Raw genomic sequence first — 14,931 nt, forward strand, 5'->3', positions numbered from 1 at the left:
CATAGATAATAATTGATAAAAAGTAGTTCTGATTTTTCAGAACTACTTTTTTAGTATTAGTTACCTGCAACTTCGCGAGCAGCATCGTCCATTGAAAGAACTTCGTGGAAGACACGTTGTGTCAATTCAGTTTTTTGTTCTTTAGTGAGGTACTTGGTGTTTACACAGTAACCTGAGATACGTACAATAACGTCTTCACCGTTCATGATTTTATCATAAACATCTTGAAGGTCCATAACGTTCAAGTTAACGTGTTGTCCACCATTTTCAAAGTAACCATCAAGGATTGTTACCAAGTTAGTAACCTGCTCGTCAAATGTCTTACCGAGTGCTTTTGGTGATACTTGAGTTGTCAATGAAATTCCGTCATTTGCATGTTTGAAGTTCAATTTAGACAATGAGTTCAAGTTTTGCAACCAACCACCACGAGATTTAGAAGTTGGGTTTGCACCTGGTGGGAAGAATTCTACTTTAGAAGTGTTGACAGAGCCATCTTCGTTGAGGAATACTCCACGGTGAACAGGTGAGTTCGCTGTTTGTTTAGAGTAAGCAACGTTTGAAGTGATGGTCAAGATAGAAACAGTTGCTTCTGCGTTCTTGTACAATTTATGTTTGTTCAAGCGAGAGAAGAATGCTTCCATGAGCCATTTCGCGATATCGTCTACACGGTCATCATCTTCACCGTAACGTGGGAAGTCACCAGTTACTTCGTAGTCGTAGATGAAGCCATCTTCGTCACGGATTGGTTTTACTTGTGCGTATTTAATCGCAGAAAGTGAGTCAACAGTGTTGGCGAATCCACAGATACCGAATCCCATGTTTGCACGAAGGAAGGTTGGCAAGAAGGCCATTTGAACAGCTTCGTAGTTGTACTTGTCTGTCATGTAGTGGATGATGTTCATCGCATCTACATAGGTATCAGTCAACCAGTCAAGTGCTTTTTCAAAGTTTGCGATCACTTCGTCGTATTCAAAGACTTCAGAGTTATTTGGCTCTACACAGTCAAATACTTTGTAGTCTTTGTGGACATCGTCATAACCGTTGTTCCAGCTTGAAAGAAGTGCTTTAAGAACGTTTACGCGTGCTCCAAAGTATTGGATGTTGTGGCGTTTGTCTTCGCTTTCTGGGTCAAGTGGTGACACACAGCAAGAGATACAGCTCATTTCACCATATCCGTCTTTCGCCATAGTTGTAACCCCTTCGTATTGGATAGAAGAGTGTTTGTGGCTCATTGCCATACAGTAGCGACGGAATGAGTATGGAAGTTGGTCAGACCAAAGAACTGTCAAGTTTGGCTCTGGAGAGTTACCGATGTTGTCAAGTGTGTTCAAGAAACGGTAGTCCATTTTTGTAACACGGTGACGTCCATCATTTCCCATACCCGCCATAGAAGTGGTAAGGAAAGTTGGGTCTCCTGAGTAGATTTCATCAAAGGCTTTTGTACGAGCGAACTTAACTGTACGGAGTTTCAATACGAAATCATCAACGAATTCTTGGATTTCTGATTCAGTGAATGTTCCGCGAGCCAAGTCACGTTCTGCATAAATATCAAGTACGATTGGTACACGTCCAAGTGAAGTTGCAGCACCGTTGATCACGCGACATACTGCCATGAAAGCGATGTTTGTCCATTGGATGGCTTCTTTTGTATTCAAAGCAGGACGACGGACATCAACACCATAGTGGTCACCTAGGCGAACAACTTGTTGCAATGCTTGGTATTGCAAGTTGATTTCTTCGCGAAGACGGATAGACTCTTCATCAATTTCGGTGATTGAGTTCCAGTCTGCCACTTTTTCTTCCATTAGGTAGTCTGCTCCGTAAAGGGCAAGACGAGCGTACATACCGATGATACGTCCACGTGAGTAAGCATCTGGAAGACCAGAAACGTGGTGAGAGTGACGCGCACGGCGAATATCAGATGTATAGGCACGGAAGATACCGTCATTTACAGTTGTAGCATGCTTGGTGTAGATTTCATGAAGAAGAGGGTCAGGAGTATAGCCGTTTTCAATCAATGTGGTTTCAGCCATACGGATACCACCACGAGGCATGAAGTTCAATTTGAACAATTCATCGTTTTGGATACCGAAGATGACTTCGTTTTCTTTGTCGATGAAACCAGCTGGGATATCAGCGATTGAAGTCGCACGGTCAATATCCATTGGGAAACGAGTGTCTTCGTATCCTGCCTTTGTTTCTTCGATGATTTTCTTAATGTGAAGAGAGCGTTCCGTTGGGCCTGCAAGGAAACTTTCGTCTCCGTCATACGGAGTGTAGTTTGCTTGAACAAAGCGGGTTACGCTAGCTTTTTCTTGCCAGTCATCACCTTTGAAGCCTTCCCAAGCCTGAGCGAAAATGTCTTCAGTTACATTTTTGGTTTTAACCTTTGTTGACATGAGGGTTCTCCTTTTATATTTAGGCGCAATGCGTCTTTATGCTCTTATTATACCACTTGCAACCACTTTATACAAGGGAGAAACTCTTGAAAATCAATGAAAAGACTTGCACCTCTCTTACATTCTTTCATTAATTTTCATAGACTTGTAGCGATTTTTGGCACAAATGGAAAAGTTAAGCTATACTAGAGGGAAGAGGTGGTCAAACGATGCTGATTTTTCCCTTAATCAATGATACATCACGAAAAATCATTCATATCGATATGGATGCCTTTTTTGCTGCCATTGAGGTGCGGGATAATCCTAGCTTGAAGGGTAAGCCTGTCATCATTGGGCGGGATCCGCGCTTGTCTGGTGGTCGTGGAGTTGTTTCAACCTGCAACTACGAGGCAAGGGTCTTTGGAGTGCATTCGGCTATGAGTAGCAAGGAAGCCCATGAGCGCTGTCCCCAGGCAATTTTCATTTCAGGGAATCATGAAAAATACCAAGCAGTTGGTCAGCAGGTGCGGAAGATTTTTCACCGCTATACAGATCTTGTGGAGCCCATGAGTATCGATGAAGCCTATCTTGATGTAACGGAAAATAAGAAAGGAATCAAGTCGGCCGTCAAAATTGCAAAGCTCATTCAGTATGACATCTGGAGTGAACTCCATCTGACAGCCTCTGCGGGCGTGTCTTATAATAAATTCTTGGCAAAAATTGCCTCAGACATGGAAAAACCCCACGGGTTGACCGTGATTTTACCAGATGAGGCAATAGATGTTTTATCGCACTTACCAGTGGAGCAATTTCATGGGGTTGGCAAGAAGACCGTTGAAAAACTGCATGATATGGGGGTCTATACGGGATCGGATTTACTGGAAGTTCCAGAGATGACTTTGATTGATACCTTCGGGCGCTTTGGCTATGATTTGTACCGTAAGGCGCGGGGGATTTCCAATTCACCTGTCAAGGTCAACCGCATCCGCAAGTCGATTGGCAAGGAACGCACCTATCGGAAACTTCTCTATCTGGAAGAAGATGCTAAAAAAGAACTAGCTAGCCTCTCCAAGCGGGTAGCTGAAAACCTGCAACGCCACGAGAAAAAAGGACGCACCATCGTTCTTAAGATTCGCTATGCTGACTTTACCACTTTGACCAAACGGGTGAGTATGGAAGAGGCCACCGATCAGGCAGAACTCATCCAGCAGCGGGTCGAAGAAATCTTGGAGCAGGTGGCAGAGTGGCACAAGGGTATTCGCTTGCTCGGGGTCACGCTAACGAATTTTGAACAGTAGTCATTGGAAAGAAGAGAAAACGGATGGTCTGTGAGGGGATTCTATCAATAACAGAATTCTTAAGTCAGTGTAATAATATATATAGATAAATATATACAAATAATAAAAAAGGTGGTACAATAAAAAAAAAAACACCTAAGGAGGCCTTTGTATCATGATTCATTTAGTGTGTCCCAACCCTGCTTTAGACAGAACGCTTTTAGTAGGGCAGATTGAAAAAAATATCCCTCTTCGTCCGAGAGAGGTAAGGGAGTATCCTGGTGGGAAAAGTTTTAATGTCGCTTATGCGCTCAAGGAAAATGGTGAGTCTGACTACGTCATTCACACCATTTTGGGAGGTCGTATTGGCCAGTATATTCAGGACTTAAATGCGGATAAGGGCAATGCCTTGCAGGTTGTGGAAAACTCGCAAAATACCCGTACCTGTAACATTTATGTCGAAACAGAGACAGGCGATGTGACCTTGTTTTATGAGAAAGGCTTGGACTTGACGGAAGACCTGCTAGCACAATTCACTAGCCAGTTGGAAGATAGTTTGTCAGACGGAGACTGGTTGGTTTTTTCGGGTAGTCTGATGAAGGGAATGCCAGATGACTACATCCAGCAATTGATCAACCGTCACCCGGGAGTACATACTATTGTGGATACGAGTGGCGCAGCCTTGCGTGCAGCCTATCAATCCCAGCCGAGTTTGGTCAAGATTAACAATGAGGAGTTGAAAGACATTTATCCAGAATTGGACGAGGATAGTCCAGAGCAAATTTTAGCGATTTTAAAAGGAAAAACGCCTCATGAGAATATGATTGTGACCATGGGAGCTAAAGGGAGCTTGGCAAAAATTGGGCAACGCTTTTTCCGAGTAGCCCCTCTGCAGGTTGAGGCGCTCAATCCGATTGCTTCAGGTGACTTTTACTTGGGAGTCTTGGTTAAGGGGTTGAGCCGACAAGAAGTGCCTGAACTCTACTTGCGTGAAGCGGCAGCCTTTTCTGCAGCCAACTGCTTGCAGTATTTCCCAGAGGTGGATAAGAACCAGTACCAAGACTTGCTTGAAAAAGTGACCGTTGAGGAAGTGTAAGAAAAGGAGTAGACGATGGGATTTTTTGATACGATGAAAGAAGAAAGCTCTTTTTCAGTAGCTTCTGGTGTGGAAAATCTACATTACGTAGTCCTTCAGGTGACATTGAAAGAGAAGTTTTGGGGCACAGGGTCTGGCAATCTAACGGAACTAGAGCGTGTCATCAATCAACAGGTTCAGAAAGGCTATCGACTTCACACTATTACAACAGCTAATGGTGGAAGCAAAGGCTTGGGCGGAGGTGACCGCATTCAAGCTACGATGGTTTTTGAAAAGATTGTGTAAAGTGGTGAAAAAGAAAGAGTCTAGGACAAACTATGATTTTGATTTTTGAGATTCTTTATCATCAAATCTTTAAAGTGATAAATTAGAACAAAAAGCGAACAAAACAGAATTCTTAGTGTCAGAAAACTAGTTTTGCTCGTTTTTTATATTTAGGCTTAGACTTTTTGTCTTAGACTCGTTGTTTTTTCTTGCTTTTAATGACTCAACTTCACTGCTCCAAGGTTGATTTGTTTATTGGTTGTGCGGATAATCAGTTTATTGGTTGCGTCTTTGGGAGTATAGCTTGCCTTGGCACCGTCTTTGTCTTCTTCGATTTTGACGTCCTTGTACTCGCTACCGGCCTTGATGCCCATCTGCTCCAGATGTTCTTTGCGGAACTCTTCTTGCGCTTGGGTTGCTTCATCTGTTTCTGGCTCGACATATTCCGGATAGTAATAGTGTTCGCGCAGTTGATCCCAATCATAGGTTACTGTCAAATCTAGCTGGGTATCTTTTTGGCTCTTTTCAGATAGGTTGACGTTGATGTATATATGGTAGGAACTAGTTGCCTCCATCTTGGTGGTGCCGAGAATCGTTGTATCATGTAGGTGGATGGAGTTGGCCCGTTGAATCGTGACATTTTCGAGGGTACTTGTTTGGTAGGACTGTGTCTCGATGGGCGCATCAATCGTCGTGTTTTTCAAATGAGAGTTAGCGAAATAAAGGCTATTAGCTACACTGATGGTTCCGCCTTCCATTGTCACATTGTCCCCATTGATATAACCACCCCAGTCCAAGTGTTTGATGTGAACATTGTTTAGGGAGAGAGAAGTGGGATAGAAATAGGTTGCGCCAGAAAGTCTTTCAATGGTTTTTCCTTTGGGAACTGTAATCACCAATTCTTGAAGTTCTCGATTGCGCTGAATGGCTAATTCCTGCCCTAGGAATTGCATGATTCCTTGTATGTGAAATGTGGAATTGTTCCCTTCAACGGTGAGGGTCTGCTTCTCTTGGTGGAGGGAGAGGTGATGATAGCGAAAATTATCGAAATTGGCATAGCGGACATGGAATTTGTCGTCGGGTGATTGCTCAACTCGTACCTCTCGTGCTTGGAAATTGAGGTTGATTTCTCGAATATCCTGATAGGTTTCTTCTGTTAAGACAGGAGTGGCTATGGTTTCGATGTCCTCAATGCCACCTAGAAAATAGCCGACACCGCAGAGAATCAGGCCAGAAATCAAGGCGACAAAACCAGTTAGTAAGGTGATGGTAACTTTCTTTTTCATGCTGTTTTACCTCGCTTAAGAATCCATTGAAAGAGGGTCTTGACTAGGCGACCTGACCAGTAGGCAAAGAGGCCGGTCACCACATAGAGAATGGTAGCGCCACCGATGAGACCAATCCCAGTACCAAATCCCATGAGAAAGGCTGGAAGGGACTGGCTAAAGAGGGTAAAGGCTTCCCAGATAAAGTAGCCACCTGTCACGATGAGACCGAGTCCCAAAAGAAAGGCTGAAAGAATTAATCCTGCAACTCCTGCTATGATGAGAAGGAGCACTCCAATCAAGCATAGCAAGAGCGGAATGGCAATCGGAAGTGATAAGAGTGCAAGCAGAGCGAGCCAGATGGTCTTAGTCTTATTTTTTCGCTCGGCTGTCATTTCTTCTTCGATATGGCGGTCGAGGATATTGTTGATAATGTCGCTAGCAGCTTCCTTGGGTGATCCTAATTCTTCAATCAAGGCAGCTTCTCCTTCTGGGCCCGCATCATCAAAGTATTCTTTAAAATAATTGACGGCCTCCTGGTATTCTTTGTGGGGCAGTTTTTTCAGGTGTTTTTCCAACTGCTCCATGTATTCAGTTCTTGTCATGACGAATGCTCCCTTCTATGATGCCATTGATAGTTGATGTGTAGGTATCCCAATCTTCCTTGAGATTGATGAGATGCTCGTGTCCCAATTGGGTCAAGCCATAGTATTTCCGAGTACGACCTTGGTATTCTCGGGAATAGGTCGCCAAGTAATCATTTTGTTCCATTTTCTTTAAAATGGGATAGAGGGCTGACTCTTTGATGTTGGCAATCAGTTTAATGGTCTGGCTAATCTCATAACCGTAGGAATCATTGGACTCTAGAATCGCTAGGATGAGAAATTCTGTCAGTACAGCGGGTACGGGAAAGTACATCTCAAGACCTCCTTTTCTTTGTGGTAGACGCTGAGAATAGGTTGTGATTATTTATATATCAAAATATGATATATATTAAATATACACCTATCGTTTGGAAATGTCAATAGAATTTTTGCGAAAAAAGAGAATTTATAGGGGGCCTCCATTTACTCATTTCCTTTTGTTGAAAGAAAATCTATTTCAGGCGGCAGTTTTAGAACAAGATATAGTGAATTGAATAAAGGTTAGGACATCGTTCAGTCGCTTTGATGAACGCCAGTTCTATCTGCAACTCCTTTTCTTGTCCTATTCCTTTCTCAATCCACTATAAAAGCCCGTTGTTACGGGCGTTCGTCAAGTAATCATGGCATTTACCAGCGAACGTCTTTAGGCGCTACTAGAGGGAAATAGCTGATAGTCGATTTGGTGTATAAGCCACCTACTTTCACGGAAGGTTATGGCATAAAAGGTCAGGTATCTGTTACGAGGGAAAGGCTGTGACCTTTAAATGATGTAGGATTTATTTTTATACATTTTAGCCTAACTATTTTATTGTAACATCACTATTTTTCAAAAAACAGACTTGTTTTTTGAAAACTGTAGTGCTATATTGAGAATAAGAAATATCAGCCTAACTTGTTTGAAAAGGAGTTTAATAGAGTGATGAAAAATTCTTTAAAAGTGATATATAAAATCGGAAATACATATAGTAATCACATTATTGGAGTGATACTATTCATTTGGATTTCTCTACTATTTCTTCCAAGTCAATATCTGGGAGAGATTACGTTATCAGAAATAAAATGTTACTTGATATATTCCCAATTATTGGTGGCCTATTCATTGTGTTATCCGCTTTTTTTAGAAATATCAAATACCTTATTTTCGGGATATGCTTGATTTTTGCATTCTATATCACACTGATGTTGGGCTATCTCGTTATCGGAGCTTAAGTTGATTTAAAAGGACCTTCTTCACTATCTAAGAAGGTCTTTATTTTATAACATTCGGCTATTTTTTGATTTTCTTTGAAAATGGGGGATGACAATCAAACAAACTGGAGAAGTATTTCTCCAGTTTGTTTGTGCTAATTATTCTTAAAAAATGCTTCTATATCTTCCTTTGTAATCCCAATCATGGGATTAATCGTTAGGATATTTTCCTCACTGAGAAGGTAGGACTGAGGTGGCGTTTCTTCTGGACTGGTAGTCTCCATGGTCGGAGTTTCCAGTGTTAGCTCAGCCTGCTCCGTTTCAAAGCGTTCTCTGAGGTAGGTTTTGCGAACAGTACCTGCATTTTTTACAGCGTAGTCAAAGGCGCTGTAATCTCCCAAGAGGATGAGCTTGCTCTTTGAACGGGTAATGGCTGTATAGAGCAAGTTTCGTTGGAGCATGCGGTAGCTGGTCCGTGTAATGGGCAGAATGACCACCTGAAACTCGCTCCCCTGTGATTTGTGAATCGACATGGCATAGGCCAGGGTGATTTTGTACCACTCGTTGCGGGGGTAGACGATTTCGCTCCCGTCAAAGTTCATTGTGATTTCGTCTTGTTTGGAATCGGTGTACTTGGCAGGTAGAAGGTCTGTAATATAGCCCAAATCTCCGTTAAAGACATTGGCTTCGGTGTCGTTGACCAAGTGAATGACGCGATCTCCTTGGCGGAAGTGGATATCATTTTGGAGAAATTCCAGTTGGCCTTCTGCGAGCGGATTGAGGAGGGCTTGAGTCGTGATATTGAGCTGGTCAATCCCTGCTGGTCCTCGATACATGGGAGCAAGGATTTGGACTTCCTGTGCCTTGATTCCTGATTGAATGGCTGCGCTGACAATTCTGTCGATGAGGGCAGGAATCTGTTCATTCTGCGCTTCAAAGTAGGAACGGTCAGCCTTTTTCTCCCGGAAATCAGGGGGCAGATGCCCTTGACGGATATAGTTGGCTAAGGTCACAATGGTCGAATCATCGGATTGGCGGAAGATTTTTTCCAAGGTAATGCTTGGAATGCGAGGGATTTTCAGTAGGTCTGCAAGGACTTGACCGGGGCTGACAGACGGGAGCTGTTCGGCATCACCCACGATGAGAACCTGAGTAGTTGATGAAATGTGCTGAAAGAGTTGGTTTGCTAGCCAGGTGTCCACCATGGAAAATTCGTCAATGATGATAAATTCAGCATCCAGATAGTCATCGCGGTAGCTTTCTTCTTGTCCTTCGGTCAAGCCCAGATGCCTGTGGATGGTCGCACTTGGAAGTCCTGTTAACTCATTCATCCGTCTAGCCGCTCGACCCGTTGGCGCAGCTAGTAAAATCGGGCAATCTCCCATCACCTTGGTCAGATTGATTCCATGGAGCATAGCGTAGATGGAAATGATACCATTGATGACCGTTGTTTTACCAGTTCCAGGTCCTCCAGTTAGGATAAAAAGGGGATTGTTGAGGGCTTGGTGAATGGCCTGTCTTTGAATCGTATCGTAGCAAAAGCCAGAGAGTTGCTCGACTTCTGCGATGGCTTCATCAATCTTTTCAGTAGGAAAGGTGTGAACCTCTTGCTTGTCTAATAGGCGCGTGATCTGCTTATGGATGCCTTGCTCTGCAAAAAAGAGGGAGTTGTCAAAGATTTTGGTGTCAATCTGCTGTACCTTCCCCTCCTGAATCAAGCCTGTCAATTCCTGTGCGACAAGGGCAGGGTCTAGCTCCACTCTGCGGGCTGTTTCCAGTACTTCTATGGTGTGCGCAAGTAGGTCACGGGCTTCGACATAGGTGTCGCCTGTCTCCATGGACTGGTGAATCAGACTAAAGAGCATGGCAGCCCGAAAACGCTGTGGTGAGTCGCTTGCAATCCCTAGGTTTTCTGCAATCTTATCGGCGATGGTAAAGCCCAACCCTTGAACATCTTCCACCAGTTGATAGGGATTCTCTTGGATGATGTCCAGCGTTTTTTCCTTGTACTGGTCTTGGATTTGAAAGGCGAGTTTGTTGGGGATGCCGTATTCAGCCAGCTTTGCCAGAGTGACCTCTGTCCTGTAGTTGAAACGCAGTTTCTCGATAAAGGCCTGACGATTTTTAGCAGAAAGTCCTGTGATTTGCGTCAGCTTTTCAGGTTGAGCTAAGATGTGGTCGATGGTATTTTCGCCGTAGAGTTCAACAATTTTCTCGGCAGTTTTGCGCCCAATTCCCTTAAATTGATTGCTAGAAAAATACTTGACCAAGCCAGCAGAGGTTGGTTTGGTGCGTTCATAGCGCGTGATTTGTAGTTGTTGACCGTATTTGGGGTGGGTGACCAAGTGGCCATAAAATTGATAGTCCTCTCCCTCAATGACATCAGCAATAGTTCCTGTCACGATGATTTCATAGTCATCATAGTCACTATTGGTATCCTCAATCTCAAGGAGTAAAATCTTATAAAAATTGGACGGATTTTCAAAGATAATGCGGTCGATGGTTCCTGTAAAATAAACTTCACTCATATCAGTTCCTAGTTCTATAAGCTATTGAAAAATCACAAGCCACTCGCTCTCCAGGTGCGAATTAGTGCTGGATATGCGCTTGATAAGCCTGTGATTGATTTTAAAAGCCTTGGATACGATTAAATGGGTAGACACGGGAGATGATTTTTCCCTTGATGGCCGTTTTTCTAAAGGTTCCGACCTTACGGCTATCTGCTGATACGAGGCGATCGTCTCCTAGAAGATAGTATTGTCCCTCGGGGATTTCGACGGTGAAAGTAGAGTTCCTTTGTGCGTCTAATGTGAAAGCTGATGCGTCTTGCGCAATCGCCTGAAAGTTTGGATTATAAGAATAGGTGGATTGGAGCTTGTCTTTGGCAAATGCTGCCTTATACTCTTCCAGATATTCTTCTTTAACTTCCTGGCCATTGATGTAGAGAGTGTCATTTTCATAGTGGATAGTGTCGCCAGGCAGTCCGATGAGGCGTTTTACAATCAATTTTTCTTTACCAGCATCATCTATCTCGCTTGCGACTACGATGTCAAATCGGTCAATTTTTCCAATTTTTAGCATGATTAGTGCATCCTTGTCGCGCAAGGTAGGATCCATTGAATGCCCTTCAACGCTCACCAAACTCCAGATAAATAATCTGGAAAGCAGAATCAGTACGAGAATAAAGGAAAAGACACCCCATTCTTTCAAAAAATATTTCATTGATAAAACCTCATTTACGATGTGATAAAAGCGCTTGTGCCTTTTGGGTATTGGCAAAGTGCAGTTTGGCCGTTTTTTCTAGTCCTGCCATGCCGTATTGGGCAAGGATGTCGCGCGCGACGTAATCAGACTTTTTCCCAGCGCCAGAGGGTAGGGCATACCCGATTTCGTGGCTTAATTGGGCTAAATTTTCCAAAAACATGGCACGTGCGATAATGGATGACACGGCGACTGCTAGGTATTTTCCTTCTGCCTTTTCTTCTAATACGACAGGGTTTGGAAAGCGATTGGCTTCTTGAGCCAGATAGCGATTGTAGTTCGTGCTACTAGTAAAGGCATCGATGACAATCTGCTCTGGTGCCTCCCCCTTTTGCAAAAGCAGGAAAATCGCCTGATTATGCAACGCCACCTTGACAGAGACTGCATTGTAGCCTCTGTCAATGACCTCGTTGTATTTCTGAGGGGTAAGGAGCAGAGACTGGTGCGGAATTTTCTCTTTTAATAAGGGTGCGATTTGGCAGATTTTTTGATCTGTCAATCGTTTGGAATCATCAACACCTAACGACTTGAGAAAGGCATGGTCGCTTGGAGTGACGAAACTCGCAACGACCGCAAGTCCACCAAAATAAGAACCGTTCCCCACCTCATCTGTTCCAATCATGGCTATCTGCTGGGACAAGGCTTGCTGCGGGTGTAGACTGTCTGCTTGATATCCCCATTTCTGAGCATGGAGATTAGCGTGTTCTCCCTGAAACATAACCTTTCCTGACCGATAAAGGGTGATAATGACACCGTCTGTCTTGAAAAAAGCTTCCACATAGGGATTGTTATTCGGCTGTTGGTAGGCAGTATAGTAGGCCTTGATTTTCTCTTTCTGTCTCTTATCTACAGTTATCACAAGATTGTTCATCTTCTTATTATATCACAAAGGTGTGAAAGCATGGAAGCAAGAGGTTAGCTGTTTAGAGAGAAAAACAAACATCCTGAACAGTCTCAGGATGTTTGAGGAGATTGATGAAAAAGAAAAATTTTTAGGATAGGTACAGTATAGCGCTACAAGCTTAAATTTTTCTTAAAGGAAATCGAACGTGTCGATTTGCCCCTCAGCTTTGTTGTTCAATTCCTCTTGGAAACTGTTTGAAGTCGCCTGAACAGAAATGGTTTTAAGGGTAAAAGGGTGAGTAAAGGTGAGTTTGTGGGCGTGGAGCATGAGCCTACTAGCAGGAATCGTGCTGTAGAGAGGATCTCCGATAATGGCATATCCGTGATGAGAGAGATGGACTCTGATTTGATGTGTTCGTCCCGTTTCTAACTGGCAGGCAACAAGGCTCGTTTTTCCCAGTGTTTTTAATCGAGTGACATGAGTAAGGGCTGGCTGCCCTTTTTGCGGGTCTACCACTCGTTTGCGTCTGTCATGGCGGTGGCGTCCGACTTTATCTGTTATGGTCCGTGTGTTTTCTGGGAATCGCCCTTGGCAGAGGGCCAGATATTCACGAAAAATCACCTTGTCTTCCAAGAGTCGATTGAGAATCGGTAGGATAAAAGGATTTTTGGCAAATACAATCGCACCGCTGGTCTCCATATCGAGACGATGCACGACATAGCAGGTTTGCTGGACATAAGCGGATACATGATTGAGCAGGGCGATTTCAGTCGGGTCATTGCCGTGGGTCTTCATGCCTTCAGGCTTGTTGACCACAATTAGGTGCTCATCCTCATAGAGAACATCAACTAATTCACTTTTCCCCCAAGGAATGGCTTTTTCGGGATAATCTTCCTCGTCAAAAATGAGTTCTAGCTGGTCACCTGCCGTAATTGAGCTCTGCCAGTTGATGGCTTGCTCGTTTACGCGGACATGTTTTTTGGTGCGCAGGAAGTGGCGAACTTTGCGCGGAATCAAGAAGTAATCTTCTAAGGCTTCCTTTACCGTCATAGCGGGAAATTGAGCAGGAATGGTAATGGTATATTTCATAGGCTTACAAACTTGAAGAGTGCTTTGGTTGCACCTTTTCAGCTGGATTGATAAAATGCATGGCGTTGTTAACAGCAGTCGGCGCTTCACCCAGACCCGTTGCAATCAAGTCCACTTTTCCCTCGTAAGAACAACAGTCACCGACCGCATAGATACCAGGGATAGAGGTCTCTTGCTTGCTATTGACGAGTATGCGGTTGCGCCCCAGTTCTAGTCCCCATTCTTTTAATGTTCCAATAGAAGACTTGAAGCCGTAGTTGACAAAGAGATGATCAAAGGGGAGTGTCAGCTCTTCATCACTTTTGACCTTGGTCAATTCAATTGCTGTCGCGCGTCCATTTTCTCCTTGGAGAGCTTTAGGACTGTAAGGAGTATGGAGCGTAACGCTCGATGCTTTAAGGGCTTCGACACTATGTTCCATAGCGCGGAAGTGATCCCTCCGGTGTACAATCTGAGTGCTTTCAGCGATTGGCTCAAAGGCTAGTGACCAGTCCACTGCAGAATCTCCGCCGCCTAGGACCACTACATGTTGTCCTACATATTGCTGGATATTGGCTACATGGTAATGGATATTTTCAAATGCATCTGCCCCTGCAATCTCAAGCGGGCGCGGTTTGAAAGCACCGCCTCCCATAGCGATAATAATAGCCTTTGAGGCATGCTCTTCTTTTGAAGTGGTAATGGTGAAATGCTCACCTTGTGAAATAGCCGTTACGGTTTCGTTGAGGCAAATACTGGTCTCAAAGGGTTCGAGCTGAGCAAGGAGATTGTCTGTTAATTCCTGACCTGTCAAGCGAGGAAAGGCTGGGATGTCCAAAATCGTCTTTTCAGGATATAAAATAGCAGGCTGCCCACCCAGTTGAGGAAGGGAGTCAATGATTTTCACCTTAGCTTGGCGTAAATGCGTATAAAAGGCGGTAAATAGGCCTGCAGGGCCACCTCCAATAATCGTAATATCATACAGTTCCGTCATTCAAATGCCTCTTTTCAATCAGAATATTTCTATTCTACCACAATCTATGCGCTATCGCTCAAATGAAAAAACAAATGACAATGCCATTTGCCAGCTTGAAGAAAAAGTTCTTATACTCTCCTTTTCTTAGGTAGTGCGGACGGTAGCGACTTCCTACGGAATTCCATACCTAAATGATGACCCTAAGGTCTCAACATTTCCGAGTAGCGTCACCACTAGTTATGATGCTACTTTTACCACAGCGTAAAGTATCTGTTGGGGATCGCCCCGCTCGCGGAAATGAAATGTTGAGTGAGCAGAGCTTTTTTACTTGTTTAAATAGTTCTTGGGTTTATCTATGTTCTGACAAATGACAATGTCATTTGCGATGGTTACGATAGGTCACTAAAAAATCAAAACAGTAGAGGAGATACAGGACGACAATACCTTCGGACAGGTAGACAAAGAGGGCAGGATAAGCCCACATTTACGTCCAAGCAAGCCAGACAAGAAGCATTAGGATAATCTTTCCTTTACTAGAGAGATGGCGCTTGAGAAACCATTCTAAAAAATCTTTGTTTGACTTTCACGAGTTTCACGGTATTCTTGGCGGATTTTTTGAAAGGGTGATACATGGGGAGTTTTCGTTCTTGTTGGCGCTTTCTTTTTGGGC

General features: G+C 43.7%; 12 protein-coding genes. 3 read left to right on the plus strand and 9 right to left on the minus strand.

Translation table 11 applies throughout. The features are described from left to right. Nucleotides 1–56: 56 nt before the first annotated feature. Nucleotides 57–2,399, minus strand: a complete 2,343-nt coding sequence (gene pflB / locus E4T82_RS05610; protein WP_135181890.1) for a formate C-acetyltransferase — start codon at nucleotides 2,397–2,399, stop codon at nucleotides 57–59. A gap of 209 nt (nucleotides 2,400–2,608) precedes the next feature. On the opposite strand from pflB, the gene dinB reads away from it, so the two are divergent. From dinB to E4T82_RS05625, 3 genes are all read left to right on the plus strand, one after another. Next, nucleotides 2,609–3,676, plus strand: coding sequence for a DNA polymerase IV (gene dinB, locus E4T82_RS05615; RefSeq protein WP_135181891.1), 1,068 nt, complete (start codon nucleotides 2,609–2,611; stop codon nucleotides 3,674–3,676). A gap of 154 nt (nucleotides 3,677–3,830) precedes the next feature. Continuing rightward, nucleotides 3,831–4,751 carry a 1-phosphofructokinase family hexose kinase gene (locus E4T82_RS05620; protein WP_135181892.1) on the plus strand — a complete coding sequence of 307 codons (921 nt, stop codon included), beginning with the start codon at nucleotides 3,831–3,833 and terminating at the stop codon, nucleotides 4,749–4,751. Between the two features lie 15 nt (nucleotides 4,752–4,766). Then, nucleotides 4,767–5,036 carry a DUF4177 domain-containing protein gene (locus tag E4T82_RS05625; protein WP_135181893.1) on the plus strand — a complete coding sequence of 90 codons (270 nt, stop codon included), beginning with the start codon at nucleotides 4,767–4,769 and terminating at the stop codon, nucleotides 5,034–5,036. A gap of 194 nt (nucleotides 5,037–5,230) precedes the next feature. Here the strand turns inward: E4T82_RS05625 and E4T82_RS05630 are convergent, their stop codons facing one another. The 8 genes from E4T82_RS05630 to E4T82_RS05665 form a co-directional block, all read right to left on the minus strand. After that, entirely contained in the window at nucleotides 5,231–6,301 is a 1,071-nt protein-coding gene (locus tag E4T82_RS05630) for a DUF4097 family beta strand repeat-containing protein (RefSeq protein WP_135181894.1), read from the minus strand. Beyond that, entirely contained in the window at nucleotides 6,298–6,885 is a 588-nt protein-coding gene (locus tag E4T82_RS05635; RefSeq protein ID WP_135181895.1) for a DUF1700 domain-containing protein, read from the minus strand. The genes E4T82_RS05630 and E4T82_RS05635 overlap by 4 nt, the downstream gene beginning before the upstream one ends. Next, nucleotides 6,872–7,198 carry a PadR family transcriptional regulator gene (locus E4T82_RS05640; RefSeq protein ID WP_075104956.1) on the minus strand — a complete coding sequence of 109 codons (327 nt, stop codon included), beginning with the start codon at nucleotides 7,196–7,198 and terminating at the stop codon, nucleotides 6,872–6,874. Before E4T82_RS05640 ends, E4T82_RS05635 begins: the two co-directional genes overlap by 14 nt. A gap of 1,069 nt (nucleotides 7,199–8,267) precedes the next feature. Then, a complete protein-coding gene (recD2, locus tag E4T82_RS05645; RefSeq protein WP_135181896.1) occupies nucleotides 8,268–10,640 on the minus strand; it encodes an SF1B family DNA helicase RecD2 in 2,373 nt (790 codons plus the stop codon). Nucleotides 10,641–10,740: 100 nt separating this feature from the next. After that, a complete protein-coding gene (lepB, locus tag E4T82_RS05650) occupies nucleotides 10,741–11,334 on the minus strand; it encodes a signal peptidase I (protein ID WP_135181897.1) in 594 nt (197 codons plus the stop codon). A gap of 10 nt (nucleotides 11,335–11,344) precedes the next feature. Further along, the gene (gene rnhC / locus E4T82_RS05655; RefSeq protein WP_135181898.1) at nucleotides 11,345–12,244 is read right to left on the minus strand and encodes a ribonuclease HIII; all 900 of its coding nucleotides are present in this window, start codon (nucleotides 12,242–12,244) and stop codon (nucleotides 11,345–11,347) included. Between the two features lie 162 nt (nucleotides 12,245–12,406). Further along, entirely contained in the window at nucleotides 12,407–13,306 is a 900-nt protein-coding gene (locus E4T82_RS05660) for an RluA family pseudouridine synthase (protein WP_135181899.1), read from the minus strand. A gap of 4 nt (nucleotides 13,307–13,310) precedes the next feature. Continuing rightward, the gene (locus E4T82_RS05665; RefSeq protein WP_135181900.1) at nucleotides 13,311–14,279 is read right to left on the minus strand and encodes an NAD(P)/FAD-dependent oxidoreductase; all 969 of its coding nucleotides are present in this window, start codon (nucleotides 14,277–14,279) and stop codon (nucleotides 13,311–13,313) included. Nucleotides 14,280–14,931: the final 652 nt, after the last annotated feature.

It is taken from the genome of Streptococcus cuniculi (assembly GCF_004570575.1).
Taxonomy (GTDB): domain Bacteria; phylum Bacillota; class Bacilli; order Lactobacillales; family Streptococcaceae; genus Streptococcus; species Streptococcus cuniculi_A.